Source organism: Psychrobacillus sp. NEAU-3TGS (genome assembly GCF_029955155.1).
Classification (GTDB): Bacteria; Bacillota; Bacilli; order Bacillales_A; family Planococcaceae; genus Psychrobacillus.
Genome location: NZ_JAPNOZ010000010.1, coordinates 442,080 through 458,396, shown reverse-complemented (window position 1 = coordinate 458,396; position 16,317 = coordinate 442,080). Strand labels below are relative to the sequence as shown.

The 16,317-nt window shown below is 37.9% G+C and carries 17 protein-coding genes; 15 read left to right on the top strand and 2 right to left on the bottom strand.

The annotated features are described in order from the left end of the window. Positions 1–140 precede the first annotated feature (140 nt). The 5 genes from OR571_RS10785 (at position 141) to OR571_RS10765 (ending at position 4,436) form a co-directional block, all read left to right on the top strand. Positions 141–1,085, top strand: coding sequence for an extracellular solute-binding protein (locus tag OR571_RS10785; protein WP_282242796.1), 945 nt, complete (start codon positions 141–143; stop codon positions 1,083–1,085). A 72-nt stretch (positions 1,086–1,157) separates the two neighbouring features. Further along, on the top strand, positions 1,158–1,460 hold the full coding sequence (locus tag OR571_RS10780; protein ID WP_282242795.1) for a type 2 periplasmic-binding domain-containing protein: 303 nt from the start codon (positions 1,158–1,160) through the stop codon (positions 1,458–1,460). A gap of 57 nt (positions 1,461–1,517) precedes the next feature. Then, positions 1,518–2,429, top strand: coding sequence for a carbohydrate ABC transporter permease (locus tag OR571_RS10775; RefSeq protein ID WP_282242794.1), 912 nt, complete (start codon positions 1,518–1,520; stop codon positions 2,427–2,429). Next, complete coding sequence (locus OR571_RS10770; protein ID WP_282242793.1) at positions 2,426–3,283, top strand: carbohydrate ABC transporter permease; 858 nt, start codon at positions 2,426–2,428, stop codon at positions 3,281–3,283. Before OR571_RS10775 ends, OR571_RS10770 begins: the two co-directional genes overlap by 4 nt. Positions 3,284–3,299: 16 nt before the next feature. Then, the gene (locus OR571_RS10765) at positions 3,300–4,436 is read left to right on the top strand and encodes an ABC transporter ATP-binding protein (protein ID WP_282242792.1); all 1,137 of its coding nucleotides are present in this window, start codon (positions 3,300–3,302) and stop codon (positions 4,434–4,436) included. A 93-nt stretch (positions 4,437–4,529) separates the two neighbouring features. Here OR571_RS10765 and OR571_RS10760 read toward each other — a convergent pair whose 3' ends face one another. After that, entirely contained in the window at positions 4,530–5,417 is an 888-nt protein-coding gene (locus OR571_RS10760) for a LysR family transcriptional regulator (protein WP_282242791.1), read from the bottom strand. A 144-nt stretch (positions 5,418–5,561) separates the two neighbouring features. Here OR571_RS10760 and OR571_RS10755 point away from each other — a divergent pair, with 144 nt between their 5' ends. From OR571_RS10755 to OR571_RS10710, 10 genes are all read left to right on the top strand, one after another. Further along, positions 5,562–6,998, top strand: coding sequence for an MmgE/PrpD family protein (locus OR571_RS10755; protein ID WP_282242790.1), 1,437 nt, complete (start codon positions 5,562–5,564; stop codon positions 6,996–6,998). A gap of 54 nt (positions 6,999–7,052) precedes the next feature. Next, a complete protein-coding gene (locus OR571_RS10750) occupies positions 7,053–8,090 on the top strand; it encodes a TRAP transporter substrate-binding protein (RefSeq protein WP_282242789.1) in 1,038 nt (345 codons plus the stop codon). Positions 8,091–8,174: 84 nt separating this feature from the next. Next, a complete protein-coding gene (locus OR571_RS10745; protein ID WP_282242788.1) occupies positions 8,175–8,693 on the top strand; it encodes a TRAP transporter small permease subunit in 519 nt (172 codons plus the stop codon). Beyond that, on the top strand, positions 8,686–9,984 hold the full coding sequence (locus tag OR571_RS10740; protein WP_282242787.1) for a TRAP transporter large permease: 1,299 nt from the start codon (positions 8,686–8,688) through the stop codon (positions 9,982–9,984). The genes OR571_RS10745 and OR571_RS10740 overlap by 8 nt, the downstream gene beginning before the upstream one ends. Positions 9,985–10,015: 31 nt before the next feature. After that, on the top strand, positions 10,016–10,810 hold the full coding sequence (locus OR571_RS10735) for an enoyl-CoA hydratase/isomerase family protein (RefSeq protein ID WP_282242786.1): 795 nt from the start codon (positions 10,016–10,018) through the stop codon (positions 10,808–10,810). Positions 10,811–10,860: 50 nt separating this feature from the next. Continuing rightward, a complete protein-coding gene (locus tag OR571_RS10730; protein ID WP_282242785.1) occupies positions 10,861–11,640 on the top strand; it encodes a CaiB/BaiF CoA transferase family protein in 780 nt (259 codons plus the stop codon). 50 nt (positions 11,641–11,690) lie between these two features. After that, positions 11,691–12,014, top strand: coding sequence for a CoA transferase (locus OR571_RS10725; RefSeq protein WP_282242784.1), 324 nt, complete (start codon positions 11,691–11,693; stop codon positions 12,012–12,014). A gap of 54 nt (positions 12,015–12,068) precedes the next feature. Then, positions 12,069–12,998: a hydroxymethylglutaryl-CoA lyase gene (locus OR571_RS10720; protein ID WP_282242783.1), complete on the top strand. Its 930-nt coding sequence runs from the start codon at positions 12,069–12,071 to the stop codon at positions 12,996–12,998. A 69-nt stretch (positions 12,999–13,067) separates the two neighbouring features. Next, positions 13,068–14,234 carry an acyl-CoA dehydrogenase family protein gene (locus tag OR571_RS10715; protein WP_282242782.1) on the top strand — a complete coding sequence of 389 codons (1,167 nt, stop codon included), beginning with the start codon at positions 13,068–13,070 and terminating at the stop codon, positions 14,232–14,234. A gap of 205 nt (positions 14,235–14,439) precedes the next feature. After that, entirely contained in the window at positions 14,440–15,291 is an 852-nt protein-coding gene (locus tag OR571_RS10710; RefSeq protein WP_282242781.1) for an STAS domain-containing protein, read from the top strand. Positions 15,292–15,363: 72 nt separating this feature from the next. On the opposite strand, the gene OR571_RS10705 is transcribed toward OR571_RS10710, so the two are convergent. Beyond that, a complete protein-coding gene (locus OR571_RS10705; protein WP_282242780.1) occupies positions 15,364–16,215 on the bottom strand; it encodes a LysR family transcriptional regulator in 852 nt (283 codons plus the stop codon). Positions 16,216–16,317 lie beyond the last annotated feature (102 nt).

Here is a 16,317-nt window from a genome sequence, read left to right as displayed (position 1 = left end):
TTTAGTTCTTTTAATATAGATAGAAAGAAATCAAAGAAAGCCTAATAAACTATTTTAAGAAAAATAAGTTTATTTGTCAGATTAAGAGGGAAAAGGAAGTCGTATGTATTTTGTTATATATCCTGAAGGAGGAGAAAGAGTTGTTTAAAAAGGGAATGTTGTTTTCACTAGTTGCAGTGATGCTGCTTCTTTCAGGTTGCGCTGGCTTCCAGGTTGGAGGCGATAAGGGCGCTGCTCTGGAGGCAGAAGCAGAGGGTAAGGTGGTCGTCGATTTTTGGAGTTTCTGGGGGTCTGAGATTAGAAGACCTGTCATTGAAAAGATTATCGAGGACTTTAATAACTCACAAGATGAGATTGTTGTAAAACATACTTTCGTACCATGGGGAGATATTTGGACGAAAGAGCTTGCGTCCATAGCAGCCGGTGATCCGCCAGATGTTGTCATTAATGATATAAATGCGACAGCACTTCGCGGACAGAAGAAACAAGCAATGAATTTATCGCAATTTCTAGAGAAGGATGATATTTCTGAGCGATTCTATCCTGAACTATGGGAAGCTACTTTATATGAAGGAGATTCGTATGGAATTCCATTCAATACAGATACTCGTATTCTCTATTACAACAAAGAGGCTTTTAAAGAAGTTGGACTAGATCCAGAAAAGCCACCGACAACATGGGCTGAACTAGAAGAATACGCAGCAAAATTAGATAAAAAGAACGGCGATACATATGACCGTTTGGGTTTCTATCCGCTATTTGGTATTAACTATGACGTATGGATGTTGAACGCTGCCGGCAAAAACGTTGTTGATCATAAAGGAAATGTCGAAGTGGACACAGATATAAATCGTAAAACGTTGGATTGGTTATTAGGGTGGAAGGAGCGTTACGGCGATAACGTTATTAACTCGTATAAATCGCAAATAGACAGTCAGCAGTCAAATCCTTTCTTTACAGGTAAATTGGCGATGTTTGTCAACACTCCAACATTCAATACGCAAATTCGTGATTATGCTCCTGAACTAGACTTCGGCGTAGCAATGCTTCCAGAAAGTGAGCCTGGCAATGGTCATACAAGCTAGGGAGGCGGTTTTGTAGCTGAAATCCCAGAAGGTTCAAGCCATCCAGAGGAAGCTTGGGAGTTTATCAAATATTTGACGGATCAAGATGCGCAAGAATACTGGGCTGTCAAAAACTATGACAATGTAGCGAACATCAAAGCTGCAGAGGCAACTGCAAAGAATGCAAAGATGTCAGAGAAGGACAGAATTGTTTATCAGATGGCTGTCGATAACATGCCAAACACTTTGTTAACACCGACACCTCTTCAAGCACCGGATTTTCCGACTCTTATCAATCCGGAAATAGATAATGTCATGCTAGGAAAGAAAACTCCTACAAAAGCATTGCAGGATGCCCAAGCGGCAGTCGAACGATTAGTGAAAGAAAATCAATAAAGATAAAAGGGGAGCAGAAATGCTCTCCTCCTTTTCTATACATAAGGGGATAGTTCAATGAAAAAGAGAAAGTTACATTTTAAACGGCAGGAAGGTCTTGTTGGATACATATTTATCCTTCCTTGGATCATCGGTTTTCTTATCTTTACAGCAGGACCTCTGTTATTTTCATTAGGTGCCAGTTTTACCAATTATAATATTACATCCCAGATGGATTTCATCGGAATACGAAATTACGAGAAGTTACTTGTGGATGACCAATTGTTCTGGACATCCCTCTACAATACGTTGTATTACGTTGCCTTCTCTGTTCCTCTTACAACGATCGGAGCTATTTTCCTTTCTGTTCTACTCAATCAAGATGTACCAGGACTTCGCTTTTTCCGTACCATCTATTACTTACCTGCCGTCTTATCGGGCGTAGGTGTTTATCTTCTTTGGATGCAATTACTCGACCCAGGCACAGGGTTAATCAATATGATGCTCGGTTGGATCGGCATTGATGGTCCGAATTGGTTGTTTGATCCCGAATGGACGAAGCCTTCGCTTATTTTAATGAAGCTTTGGAGTGTCGGCGGTGGAATGCTCTTGTATTTGGCAAGTCTACAAGGCGTGCCGAAGTCGCTTTATGAAGCAGCAGAAATAGACGGAGCAAGCACGTTTCAGCAATTCCGTTACATTACATTACCGATGATTACACCGGTTATTTTTTTTGATGTAGTGACGAGTCTCATCGGCGGATTCCAGATTTTCCAGGAGGCATATGTTATGACCAATGGTGGTGGAGGTCCGGTCAACTCGCTACTATTCTATAATTACTATATGTGGAATAAAGCGTTCAAAGTATTTGATATGGGCTACGCAATGGCTATGTCATGGGTACTGTTCCTCATCGTCTTTGTACTAACGATGATCAATCTAAAACTCGCTCCTCGTTGGGTGCATTATGAAGGGGAGGCGAAAAAATGAAGGATGCTTATTTTGCAAGTATGACTAATCGGAAGAAGGTACTGAAGATTGCGAACTTTATCTTGTTGTGCATTGGTAGTTTATTATTCCTTTCTCCGCTTTGGTGGATGATTTCCACTTCACTGAAAACGATGAAGGAAGTGATGAGTTTCCCACCGACTTTCTTCCCTACCGATTGGAAATGGGAGAATTACTTAAAAACTTGGGAAGCTGCGCCATTTGATTTGTACACGATCAATACGTTGACCATTACTATATTGGTTGTAATCGGGCAAGTGATTGTCAACTCTTTTGTTGCATATGGATTTGCAAAGATACCGTTTAAAGGAAGAAACGTTTTGTTCGCCATCGTCCTATCGACGATGATGATACCTGGTTTCGTGACACTTATTCCCCAGTACGTTCTATTTTCAAAGCTTGGCTGGGTTAATACGTACTTGCCACTTGTCGTACCCGCTTTTTTCGGCAGTGCATTCAATATATTTTTGCTTCGCCAGTTCTATATGACGATTCCGAATGAAATGATTGAAGCGGCTAAGATGGAAGGGGCAAGTCATTTCTATATTTGGAGAAAGATTGGCATTCCATTGACCAAGCCAGCGATGGCAACAGTTGCGATTTTTTCATTCAACGGAGCTTGGAATGATTTTTTAGGACCACTCCTCTATGTGAATAATGAGAATTTATATACGCTTCAATTAGGGCTTCAAGTGTTTAAGGGTGAGATGAATACGCAGTGGAATTACTTGATGGCAGGGTCATTGTTTGTACTTTTACCAGTCGTCATCCTGTTCTTCTTCTTCCAAAAGTATTTTATACAAGGTATCAATTTACAATCAGGCGGAAAATCATAAGAATGGGGGAAGTAAAATGGCTGAGTTGTTGTTGAAAAATATTAACAAACAATACGATAAAGCGATAAAAGGTAATGCGGTAACTGATTTTAACTTACATGTGAAGGATGGGGAGTTTATCGTACTTGTAGGACCATCAGGCTGCGGGAAATCGACAATGCTACGGATGATTGCTGGGCTTGAAGAGATTACAGACGGAGAGTTTTTTCTAGACGAAAAGCTGATGAACGATGTTCCTCCTGCAAATCGCGGCATTTCAATGGTTTTTCAAAACTACGCGCTCTATCCTCATATGACTGTTTATGACAATATCGCATTTGGACTAAAAATACGGAAGACCAATAAAAAAGAAATCGACCGACGAGTGAGAGAAGCGGCAGAAATTTTAGGTTTGCAAGATTTGTTGAAACGAAAACCTAGTGCACTTTCCGGTGGTCAAAAGCAACGTGTCGCACTAGGACGGGCAATCGTTCGAGAGGCTAAACTGTTTCTAATGGATGAACCACTATCGAATCTAGATGCGAAATTACGATTCCAAATGCGGGCAGAAATCGCCAAGCTTCATCAACGTCTGAAAACAACTTCTATTTACGTTACGCATGACCAAACAGAAGCAATGACGATGGCCACTCGAATTGTCATTATGAAAGACGGTATTATCCAACAGGTTGGAACTCCAAAAACTGTGTATGACTATCCGGAAAATGTATTCGTCGGAAGCTTTATCGGATCACCCGCTATGAATTTCTTTTCAGGAAAAATAGTAGGAAACCGCTTTGTTTCAGAAGGTATCGACCTGAGGGTGCCACAAGATAAGCTAGCGGTTTTAAAAGGACAAGGCTATGATCGAGAAACGATTGTGATGGGAATCCGTCCAGAGCATATTAAAATGCAAACTGGGCTGAAGGGTGATCCGCGATTTGAGCATTTACTTGCTAAAATTGTGGTTTCGGAATTGACCGGTTCGGATATGCTCCTCTATTCATCTATTGGTACACAAGAATTTATCGCTCAGGTGGAATCACGTACGATTGTTTCGCCAGGAGAGGAAGTCATGCTTGGCTTTGAGATGGACTGTGCCCACTTTTTCGATGAGGGAACCGGTCAACGAATTAAGGCGGAAGAGAGACTACTGGAAAAAGTGTCGGTGTAAGAAGTGGTTCTTATAATTTTTTTTATAAGCAAGTATCCAAAAAAGCCCACCTGAACAGGTGGGCTTTAATAGTTTAGGAAATTTAATCCACTCTTAATTATATAACTCACTCATCGTATTTATAAAAGCTCGTGCAGCTTTGGAGAGATATCGATTATTTTTATACGCTATTACAATTTCTCTCTTTGGATTAATCTTATCTGTTTTGATAGGCAGATAGATAGGTTTATTTGTTAGTTGAATTTCGTTCACAACCATTCTAGGAACAAATGAAATCCCTACTCCAGCGGTGACAAGGGATTGGCATGTATTTATATTGATACTTTCAAAAACAATCTTAGGTTCGAAGCCGGATTGAACACATAAATCGTATGTGTTTTTTCGAAAATGATTTCCTTCTTTAATTAGTATGAAATGTTCATCTTTACAATCCTTCAAATCGACTTCCTCATAACTTGCTAACCAATGATGGGTTGGAATAGCAAGTAAAATATCCTCTTCTAAAATAGTTTCTTTCTCGAGCTCACTATTTGTGATTGGCATTGACATGAGCCCTATTTCAAGCTGACCACTCGAAATCAGTAATTGTAAATTAACACTTGTATCCTCGATTAGTACAAGGTCAATACCTGGAAATTTATCCTTAAACCTTGAAATTGTTTTAGGAAGCATATACGCACCTGTGTGGGCTAAGCTTCCAACAAGCAGTTGGCCTTTTTTCATCTCTGCCACGTCAATTATTTCAGAGTTCAGTTGTTGAAACTGATTGATAATCTGCCTTGCATGGGAGATGAACACTTTCCCTGCATAAGTGAGAGATACCTCATTTTCTCTATTGAATAACAGTATTCCCAATTCTTTTTCTAGTTTACTTATCTGGTAACTTAAAGAGGGCTGTGCCAAATGAAGTTTGCGTGCTGCCTTCGTAAAATTTTTTTCATTGGCCAGTGTTATCACGTAGTTAAGAATTTTAGGCTCCATCCTAACCTCCCCTTAGCTATAGTTTTTTTCTATAAGTATTATTCAAACTATATATTAGACCGATTAAATTTTCAATGTTATAAATATACTAATAATTCTGTTTTTAATTAAAGTTTAATTGAGATCAATAATGGGGGGAGAATAATGCAAAAAAAATTTTTGGAACAAATGGCTGATTATATAGAATCTGTTAGCTATGAAAGGTTAGGTTCTGAAATTATTGAGATTTCTAAACTTGCAATTATTGATACAATAGCGGTCGCGCTTGCGGGATGGAACGAGCCGAGTGTGGAAGTTATCAAAAAAACTTATATGAAAAAGTCTACAACTAATGTAATGGCCTCTATTTGGGGAGAGTTAGAAAAAGTTCCATTAGAATATGCGGCTCTTATTAATGGGACAGCGACGCATGCGTTAGATTTTGATGATGTAACGCCAACCATATTGGCACATCCAAGTGCACCATTAGTGGCTTCCATTTTTACACTAGGTGAATATTTGGAGAAATCTATGAAGGATATACTAGCTGCTTATGTGGTAGGAACAGAAGTCATGATAACGCTAGGTAAAGTGATGGGATTCAAACATTATGATCTTGGATGGCACTCTACAAGTACACTTGGAACGATTGGAGCAACAGCAGCTTCCGGACTTCTAATGGGATTCAATAAAGAAACATTGCAAAATGCCATTGCCATTTCCGCATCGATGGCAGGCGGACTTCAAAAGAATTTTGGAACGATGACCAAGCCTCTCCACGTAGGTTTAGCTGCTCAACATGCAATACAGGCTGTTTTATTGGCTGAAGAAGGATTAACCGCTAATAAAGAAATTTTTGAGGAAAGAGGTTTTTTTCAAGCATATACAGGTAGTGATTCATTTGTACATTTATCCAAAAACATACAAGGCACAACATTTGGTGGGCAACATGACTACGAGGTTAATGGATTAAGTGTAAAAAAATTCCCTTGTTGTTATTTGACCCACCGTTTTATTGATGGGATGTTGGAAATAAGAAAGGAAAATAATTTAACGCTTAGTGATGTAGTTGAGATAAATGTATCGGTTCCGCCAAATGGACTAACTGCACTTATTCATCATCAGCCAATAACCGGTTTACAAGGAAAATTTAGTGCTGAATATACTTGTTTAGCTGCTTTGGAAGATGGAGAAATTCAATTGAACTCATTTACAGATTCCATGGTGCAAAGAGACAAAATTCAAAAACTATTTGGTATCGTCCAGCTATCAGAATATGAAGGGGAAATCACAGATTCCGAGGAAATCGAAAAGTTACCAGTGTATGTGTCTGTAAAAACAAAAGAAGGCGAAGTGATAGAAAAAGAAGTTAAGCATGCACCTGGTTCAAAAGGAAAGCCTATGAATTTAGAAGAATATGAAGCTAAATGGTTTGACTGCCTAACTTTTGCTTATGGAGATGAGGTAGATAGTAAACAAAAAAGTAAAATGGAACATCTTTTTCAACAAGGGCTAGAAATGGAAAAATTACATTCCGTCAGAGAGTGGATTGAAAACATTAAAGGTTTTATGAATGAAAGTAAGGAAGAGCACGTTGTGTAAATTATCTATGGAAATAAATGAAAGCGTTACCACAAATGAGGAGGTAAAACGTTTATGAAGAAGCTTGTATTCTTATGTTTAATTTTATTAATGATTTTAGCTGGCTGCAGTAAGGATAATGATTCTGTCGCTAAAGCAGGAGATAACAAAAATCAAAAAACACAAACAATCAAAATTGCTTATAACTTGCCGAAAGAGCATGCGACTGGTGTTTATTTCGAAGTGCTGGCGGAAGAAATTGATAAGAAAACAAAAGATACTTCCATTCACTTAATTCCGAGTACATTCTCGAATGGACAGCTTTACAACGACACACAATTGCCAGATGCTCTTGCAACGGGAGGTGTTCAAATAGGACAGATTACAACAGGTTTCCTAGCTGGAGGAGAGGCAAAACCGTTACAAGTTACGGATTTACCATTACTGTTTAATTCATGGGAGTCCATGTGGGCAGCTGAGGATGGAGAGTTTGGTGACATATTTAATACTCAATTTGAGAAGCTGGGGATGAAATTGATTGGATGGCCTTCTTATGGGACAGTGGAACTCTATGGAAGTAAACCAATCAAAGTACCAAAGGATGTTTCAGGACAGATTATGAGAGGCTTTGGTCAAGGTGCATCCTTAATGTTGGAAGAACTAGGAGCTTCACCAGTCAGTATGAGTTCACAGGAAATATATCAAGCGCTTGAGCATGGAGCGATAGATGGCTATACTACAGGACCTTCCTCGGTAATTGATCGGAGCTTATATGAAGTAACTAAATATGGGACAGATATGACCTTATTGAGTCTTTCCTTTCAAGGAGCTACAAATCTTACTTGGTGGGAATCGTTACCAGAAGATGTTCAACAAGCAATAGAAGAGGCTTCTGAAATTGCCCAAGAGCAGTCAAGAAAAGAAGCAAAGGAAAAAGATTTAATCTATAAAAAACAATTGTCAGAACATGGGATAGAACTATATACACCTACTGAGAGCGAAATGGAATTATGGAAAGAAGCAGCTTCTAATCGTTATAAGGCCTATGTCGAATCTTCAGGTGAAATAGGCGAGCATTTATTGGGATTAGTAGAGAAAGCAAACGAACAATAATCTGAATCTCAAGGACATAGGAATCATCATAATCTTGGGTGCCTTATGTCCTTTGATAAATCTGAAGAGAGTCGGTGATTCGTCATGAGAGGTGTATTGAAAGGCATCGAATACGTACAAAAAACGATTGTTTACTTATTAGCTATTTTAATAGCATTGCTTGCTATTATTGTTTTTTATGAAGTAGTTTCAAGATATGGATTTAGATCTCCAACCATCTGGACAAATGAAATATCATCGTATATTTTACAATTTATCGTTTTCTTTTCCATGGGATATTTACTTATTGAGGACGAACATCTTAAGGTAACTTTCTTTCTCGATAAATTAAAAGGTAAGGCGAATAAAGTATTACGAATAATAAATGTGTTATTAGTAATACCGTATGCAGCTATATTACTCATATACGGATGGAATATCACAGCTAGTTCCTTCGAGCGAGGATCAGTTTCCCCAACGTTACTTTCTGTTCCTTTGTGGATTCCTTATTCTTTTATTTGTATAGGTGGTGGACTTCTAATATTGGCTGGAATAGGTAATGTATTGAAGATTGTTACTGAACCAAACGATGCAACAGTAAAGGAGGCGAAATTAATTGATTAGTACGAGCGCCATATTGATTCTATTAGCAGTCCTTTTTATCGCATTATTTTTAGGTGTTCCGATTGGTTTCGCACTTGGTTTGTCGGGTGTAATTACAATCCTATTTTCTGCTGATACACAATATTTGATACAGGTACCAATCACATTGAAAAATACTTTATCTGAATTTGTTTTTGTGGCGATTCCCTTGTACATCATTATGGGAAATCTAATGTATCACGGCAAAAGTGGGGAACGAATTTTTGCGGTAGCTCATCATTTACTTAGAAGAGTAAGAGGAGGAGCCGGAGTGGCAAGTGTTGCGGCTTACACTCTTTTTGCTGCCATTGTCGGTTCCAGTATGACATCCGTGTTAACAATTGGCCGGATTGCTATTCCTGAAATGTTGAAACAAAATTATACAAAAAACCTAACTTATGGACTTTCAGCGCTGGGCGGGTCTCTAGGTATCCTTATTCCTCCAAGTATTCCTTTAATCTTGTATGCATCTTTAAGTGGATCTTCCCCTGGTCATTTGTTCATGGCAGGGATTATTCCAGGATTGATGATAGCCATTTTACTATCTATATATACTGTTATTAAAGCTCCTAGTCTTAAGCTTTCGACCCAGGAATTAGAAAAAAGCACTATTCCTGAAAAAGAAAACAAAAATATTTTTATTAAAGCAATTCCTGATCTCTTATTGCCTGTATTTATATTGGGCGGAATATATGCAGGTATATTCACCCCTACGGAAGCAGCAGCAGTTGGAGTAATTTACGCATTCATTGTTTCGTCAATTATACATCGGACGTTACCTACTCGGTTGATTCCTACCGTCTTTATTGAATCAGTAAAGACAAGTGCGATGTTGCTTACTGTTGTAGTTGGTGCAGTGGTTTTTGGATCTGCACTAACTCTTCTAGGAATGCCACAATATCTCTCTAATTTTATCTCTGAACTTTCTGTTGCCCCTTGGATAGTTATATTAATCATGAGTATTATTTGGCTCATTATGGGCTTTTTCTTGGAAGTTGTTTCCATACTTTTAATCACTACACCAATCTTCTTCCCGATTGCAATGAGTCTAGGATTTGATCCAATTTGGTTTGGAATCATCATGGTGATTAATATGGAACTTGCAGTAATTACACCACCAGTAGGGATGAATTTGTTTGCAATTAAAACATTAGTGCCGAAAGAATCGATGGGAACCATTATAAAAAGCGTGTTGCCGTTTGGTTTAATTATCATTTTAGTATTAGCTTTAGTATGGATATTCCCAGAGATTGCACTTTTCATATTAGGTTAAAGGATAATATTTAAAAATCGGAGGGAAATTTATGAAAAACTGGGACACGATAAAGCTTATCGATGATCATAAAAAGGACAATATTTATATTTTACAACTTAATCGACCTGAAACGATGAATGCATTGAATACTCAAATGGGAAAAGAGTTAATAGAGTGCTTTCAATATTTAGAGACGCTAACAGATCTACGAGTTTTAATTTTAACAGGGTCTGGTGAAAAGAGTTTTTGTGTAGGAGGAGATTTAAAAGAAAGGAAGGGAATGTCTCAAAAGGATTGGAAGCTTCAGCATGATATTTTTGAAGAAGCATATGAAGCAATCAGGAATTTTTCGTTTCCGACTGTTGCAGCTGTGAATGGGTTTGCGCTAGGCGGTGGGTTGGAGATGGCTCTTAGCTGTGATCTTTGTTATGTTGCAGAGCATGCTAAGATGGGATTGCCTGAAGTAAAGATTGGAATTATTCCAGGGGCAGGTGGGACACAGCTTTTGCCAAGAGCTATCCCTATAAAGGTGGCGAAGGAATTTTTATATTCAGGGAAACATATGACTTCAACCGAATCACGAGAATTTGGTCTGGCTAATGGGGTATTTCCAAGTGAGAGTTTACTCGAGGAAACGTTGAAAGCTGTGAAAGGGATCGCAAAAAATGCCCCTCTTTCATTAAAAGCACTTAAACAATCAATAGATAAAGGGATTCAAACAGATATTGAAAAGGCATTATCAATCGAATTAGAAGAATATTATAAATGTGCTAATTCGCAAGACCGAGAAGAAGGGATAATGGCTTTTAATGAAAAAAGAGAGCCAGTTTGGCAAGGTGTTTAGGTGATTCGCATCTCCAACCTATTCCATAAAAAATATTAAGGGGGAGTTCGATGTTACCGCTAAAAGGGATTAGCGTTGTTTCATTAGAACAAGCAGTAGCAGCACCTTATACGACTAGACAATTAGCAGATTTAGGAGCACGTGTCATTAAAGTCGAAAGACCTGGGGGGGATTTTGCTAGAAAATATGATGAAACGGTCCACGGAATGTCTAGTATATTTGTTTGGTTAAATCGTTCTAAAGAGTCGTTAACACTTGATTTAAAGGACTCGGAAGGAAAAAAAGTTTTGGATAAGATTCTTTCCGAAGCAGACGTATTTATACAAAACTTGGCTCCTGGGGCGATAAATCGACTTGGTTTCAGTCCTGAGGAATTAAAGAAGAAATATCCTCAGCTCATCATTTGTAGTATTTCTGGATATGGGACGGATGGTCCATACAAAGATAAAAAAGCATACGATTTACTTATACAATGCGAGGCTGGATTGATGTCTATCACAGGAACAGAGGAAACTCCTTCAAGGGCTGGGATTTCTATAGCAGATATCGCGGCAGGAATGTATGCTTATACAGGTATTTTAACTGCACTGTTTGCTAGAAAAGAAACAAATAAAGGAGCTGTGATTGAAATATCCATGCTAGAAGCGTTAAGTGAATGGATGGGATATCCGCTTCTTTACTCTGAATATGGAGGCTCTGATCCAAAAAGAACTGGCGCAAGCCACGCAGCAATTTATCCTTATGGTCCATTTAAGGTAAAGGATGAGGAACAAGTATTTTTGGCCATCCAAAATGAAAGAGAATGGAAACAGTTTTGTGAAAATTATTAAAGAATCCATCTTTAATTAATGATTCTCGCTTTGATAAAAACAGCAGTCGTGTGCAACATAAAATACCATTAAAGGAAATAATTGAAGATACATTCAAAAGTTCAAGTGCTAAAGAAATAATCGCTAAGCTGGAAGAGTCTAATATTGCCAATGCCCAGTTAAATACATTAAAAGAAGTAATTAACCATCCTCAACTAAAATACAGAGAACGTTGGAAAGAGGTACATTCTCCAGGTGGGGTAGTAAAAGCACTTATTCCCCCTGTTACATCGAAAGAATTTGATATTGTAATGAATCCGGTGCCCGAAGCTGGTGAACATACAGAAGCGATATTAAAAGAATTTGGTTTCCAACAACAACTGATTGAAAAGTAATCCTCCACTTTTTATTATCGAGTGGAAATGAAATTAAGGAGGAAAGAATTCTGTATGAATTTTCCGGAAAAAGTATATATCAATGAAGTAGTTTTACGCGATGGACTTCAACTGGAAAAAAAATTAGTCAATGTGGAGGAAAAAGAACTTTTATTTAAACGGTTGACAAGGGCTGGGGTCCAATCATTTGAATTTGGATCATTTGTTCATCCTGTAAGAGTCCCGCAAATGGCTAATAGCGGGGAATTGTATTCGAAAATACAGCAAGCAGCTGGTACTGCTAATTTGATTGCTTTAGTTCCTAATTTAAAGGGAGCGGAAAGAGCGACTCACCTGGGCGTCAGCAATATAAACTACGTCTTTTCGGTGAGTGAAACTCATAATCTACAAAATGTGCAAAAAACAACTTTAGAATCCTTAGAAGAGTTACAAGAAATTAATAATTTTTGTATTGAAAATAAAATTTCCCTGGATGTGTCACTGGCTACAAGCTTTGGCTGTCCTTTTGAAGGCGAAATGCCCACAGATCATGTTCTTTCAATCGTGCAACAAGTTACTGAATTAATTATTAACACGCTGACATTAGCCGATACGACAGGAATGGCGAATCCAAAAGGGGTTTTTCAGTTGGTTTCATTAGTACGTTCCGAGTTTCCAAAACAGAAACTTCGACTTCATTTTCATAATACAAGAGGTATGGGTCTTTCCAATATACTAGCAGGTATGAATGCAGGTGTTATTCATTTTGATACAGCACTTGGAGGGTTGGGTGGTTGTCCGTTTGCACCAGGAGCTACTGGTAATGTTTGTACGGAAGACGTTGTTCATATGCTTCATAGCATGAATATACAGACGAATATAGATTTGGAAGAATTATTGAAAGCTTCCCTTCTATTAGAAGAAATAGTGGGACATCAAACTCCCAGCTATGTATTCAAAGCTGGCCCATATGATAAAAAGTATCCAGTCCCTATCTCTTCATGAGGAAATTAAGCGAGTCGTCATCTTTAAAATTCTGTTATGATTCATAAATTGTAAGGAGGAATGGTTCATTTGGTAACTGCAAAAAGTTCACGTGAGGAAATCGAGCTAATTAGAAAAAGTATCCGCACATTATGTGGAAAGTTCCCGGAAGGTTATTGGAAAAAACTCGATGAAAAAAAAGAATATCCAGAAGAATTTATTAAAGCACTGACGGAGGAAGGATGGCTTTCCGTGCTGATACCCGAAGAATACGGAGGTGCCGGACTTGGTATAGCTGAAGCTAGCGTTATTTTAGAAGAAATTAATCGTTCGGGTGGGAATGGAGCAGCAGGTCATGCTCAAATGTATACAATGGGTGCATTGCTGAATCATGGGAGCGAAGAGCAGAAACAACGTTATCTACCGAAAATTGCAACAGGTGAATTGCGACTGCAAGCATTTGGAGTAACGGAACCAACTGCTGGCAGTGATACGACTAATATAATCACAACTGCTGTCCGTCAAGGAGACAAGTATATAGTGAACGGACAGAAAATCTGGATTTCTCGCACTAAGTATTCAGATTTAATGCTTTTGTTAGCAAGAACAACTCCGAAAGAACAAGTCGCCAAGAAGACAGATGGATTAAGCTTATTTATTCTGGATATGAATGATCAAAAGGACAAAATTACGATTCGCCCAATCGAGACGATGGTTAACCACGCCACGACTGAAGTGTTTTTCGAAAATGTAGAGATTCCCGCAGAAAACTTGATTGGAGAAGAAGGTAAAGGGTTTCGCTATGTACTTAGCGGTATGAATGCTGAGCGAATTTTAGTAGCATCCGAAAGTATTGGTGATGGTTATTACTTTGTAGATAAAGCGGTTCAATATGCAAATGAGCGAGTCGTTTTTAGTCGCCCAATCGGTCAAAATCAAGGAATTCAATTTCCGATATCGAAAGCTTATATGAATATTGAAGCAGCAAAGCTTATGAGGGATAAAGCTGCAGCTCTGTTTGACGCCAATGAAAAAGGCGGAGCAGAGGCGAACATGTCCAAATACTTGGCTTCTGAAGCGGCATGGGAAGCTGCAAATGCTGCTATGGATACTTATGGCGGATATGGATTTGCCGCAGAGTATCATATTGAAAGGAAATTTAGAGAGGCACGGTTATTCAAAATAGCACCAATTTCCAACAATTTAGTTGTTAGTTTTGTTGGACAGCATGTATTAGGTTTACCAAGATCATTTTAGCTATCCGCTAAGTTAGAAAAAAACTCTATATAATTAAAAGCCCATTTACAGACAAATGGGCTTTTATATATTTGCGAGGAACTTTGAATAGAAAGGAGAGAATATAAACTATCGAAACTCCCGCTTTGTCAGCAAACTACCATTTTTCCTTCGAAACATTTATACTTAAAGAAGCAATGTGTTAATTAAGAAAGAAGGAAGTAAATTGAAATCAATTAATGAACAACTTTATGAATACCTAATTAACAATTCTAGAAATATTACAGAACGATGGTTCGCTGAGAAAGACAATTTTACTGGGGCCTTTTACTCCAACAATTCGAATCCACAAATAGATGACATACTACTAGAACAACATGCTTTGACGATCAAAACTGTTGTCTCTGCATTTTTAGAGGAAAAGGGTTCTTTAGAAGAACAACAATTGTTATGGGCCGAGACAGTGGCAAAAAGTAGAATTGAAAATAATACACCTATACATGAAGTCATTGAGGCATTGAACAAAACTCGTGAAACTATATGGGGGTATATTGATCTTTTTGCAAAAGAACATGATGAGGTAGTGACCAAAACAGATATTATAAAATGGAGTGTAATATATAATACCTCTTTTGATCACCTTATCTATCTGTTTTCAGAAAAATACTATAAGTTGTCGAATAATCGTTTGACTGCCCAACAAACATTGATAAATGAATTGGGTACTCCGGTTATTCCAATTTTAGAAAGGGTAGCTGTGTTACCGATTGTAGGTGATATTGATACGAGCCGAGCAAAAGCATTACTACAAGAAGTGCCACAAAAGTGTTCTGCTCTTGGAATCGAACAGCTTTTTATTGATATTTCTGCTGTCCCGATAATGGACACGATGGTAGCCAATGAAATGTTTCAATTGATGGATATCCTTAACTTACTCGGCATACAAACTTTTATGTCTGGGATTCGTCCAGAAATAGCCCAAACTTCCATCCAGTTAGGACTCGATTTTAGCAGTATACCTACATTCAGTTCATTAAAACAAGCTTTATTCATGACTGGTGTTTATAAAAATATTTAGTTGAATCAGAAACAGCCCTCATTTGTTAGCTTGTCTAATAGATGGGGGCGTTTTTTGATTTAGTAAGAAACATTAATCATTCAAAAAATCAATAAAAGCTTTAACTTGAGCTAACTCTAGCGCAGCATCTCGATAAAATATCCACGTATTTCTAAGTAAATACTTATTTTCTTGTAAAAGAATAGGTGCAATATACAAATCCTCATCATTCTTAATACAAATCTCTGGTAGAATTGCGTATCCTAGACCATTTAGAACAAGTTCCTTGCATGTATCAAGCCGGTCTACTTCCATCGATATCATTGGAGGGACCGAATACGTTTCTTGCCACCAGTTTTCAATTGTATTTTTTAACGAGTGGTCCGTTTGGTAATTCACTCTTGGTAGGTATGGAAGTTCGTCGAATGCTATTTTTTTACTAGAAGCGATGCATATCTTTTCTTCCCGTAATAAGATTTTATTTTCCTTCCAGCTATAATCTCCTCTCACAATTCCAAGATGCGATTCTTCTTTTTGAAGCATTTGATGAATGTCGGAGCTCCAACCTGTTTTTAAATTTACCTCAACTTCAGGGTATATGGACAAAAATTCTTTCAATAAAGAAGGTAGCTCATAACGAGCAAATAGACCTGACACAGCCAATCTTAGCGTACCTTTTACGGTGTTATCCATGTTTAAAATCTGTTCTTTTGTTTTGCGTAATTGATCAATCATGTCCTGAGCGTATTGGACAAGAAATTCCCCTTTTACCGTAAACTCGACTCCTTTTTTTCCTCTCGAAACGATCTTTGAATCAAACTCTTTTTCCATCTGCTGTATTCGATAGGTTAATGCTGGCTGTGAAATATAAAGCCGCCCAGCTGCTTTTGTTATATTTTTCTCTTCATAAAGTGTCGTTATTATATGCCAATCTTTTTCATCCAAAAGGTATCCTCCTCACTAATGCCGAATATTCAATCAATTAATTTCATCATATCACTTGATAACTTATTAATAAAATTTTTTTATGGATGAAAATAAAAAACG

Coding starts and splice junctions, on each gene's coding strand:
- OR571_RS10775 (WP_282242794.1), top strand. CDS start 1,518: ATGAAAAAGAGAAAGTTACATTTTAAACGGCAGGAAGGTCTTGTTGGA.
- OR571_RS10770 (WP_282242793.1), top strand. CDS start 2,426: ATGAAGGATGCTTATTTTGCAAGTATGACTAATCGGAAGAAGGTACTG.
- OR571_RS10765 (WP_282242792.1), top strand. CDS start 3,300: ATGGCTGAGTTGTTGTTGAAAAATATTAACAAACAATACGATAAAGCG.
- OR571_RS10760 (WP_282242791.1), bottom strand. CDS start 5,417: ATGGAGCCTAAAATTCTTAACTACGTGATAACACTGGCCAATGAAAAA.
- OR571_RS10755 (WP_282242790.1), top strand. CDS start 5,562: ATGCAAAAAAAATTTTTGGAACAAATGGCTGATTATATAGAATCTGTT.
- OR571_RS10750 (WP_282242789.1), top strand. CDS start 7,053: ATGAAGAAGCTTGTATTCTTATGTTTAATTTTATTAATGATTTTAGCT.
- OR571_RS10745 (WP_282242788.1), top strand. CDS start 8,175: ATGAGAGGTGTATTGAAAGGCATCGAATACGTACAAAAAACGATTGTT.
- OR571_RS10735 (WP_282242786.1), top strand. CDS start 10,016: ATGAAAAACTGGGACACGATAAAGCTTATCGATGATCATAAAAAGGAC.
- OR571_RS10730 (WP_282242785.1), top strand. CDS start 10,861: ATGTTACCGCTAAAAGGGATTAGCGTTGTTTCATTAGAACAAGCAGTA.
- OR571_RS10720 (WP_282242783.1), top strand. CDS start 12,069: ATGAATTTTCCGGAAAAAGTATATATCAATGAAGTAGTTTTACGCGAT.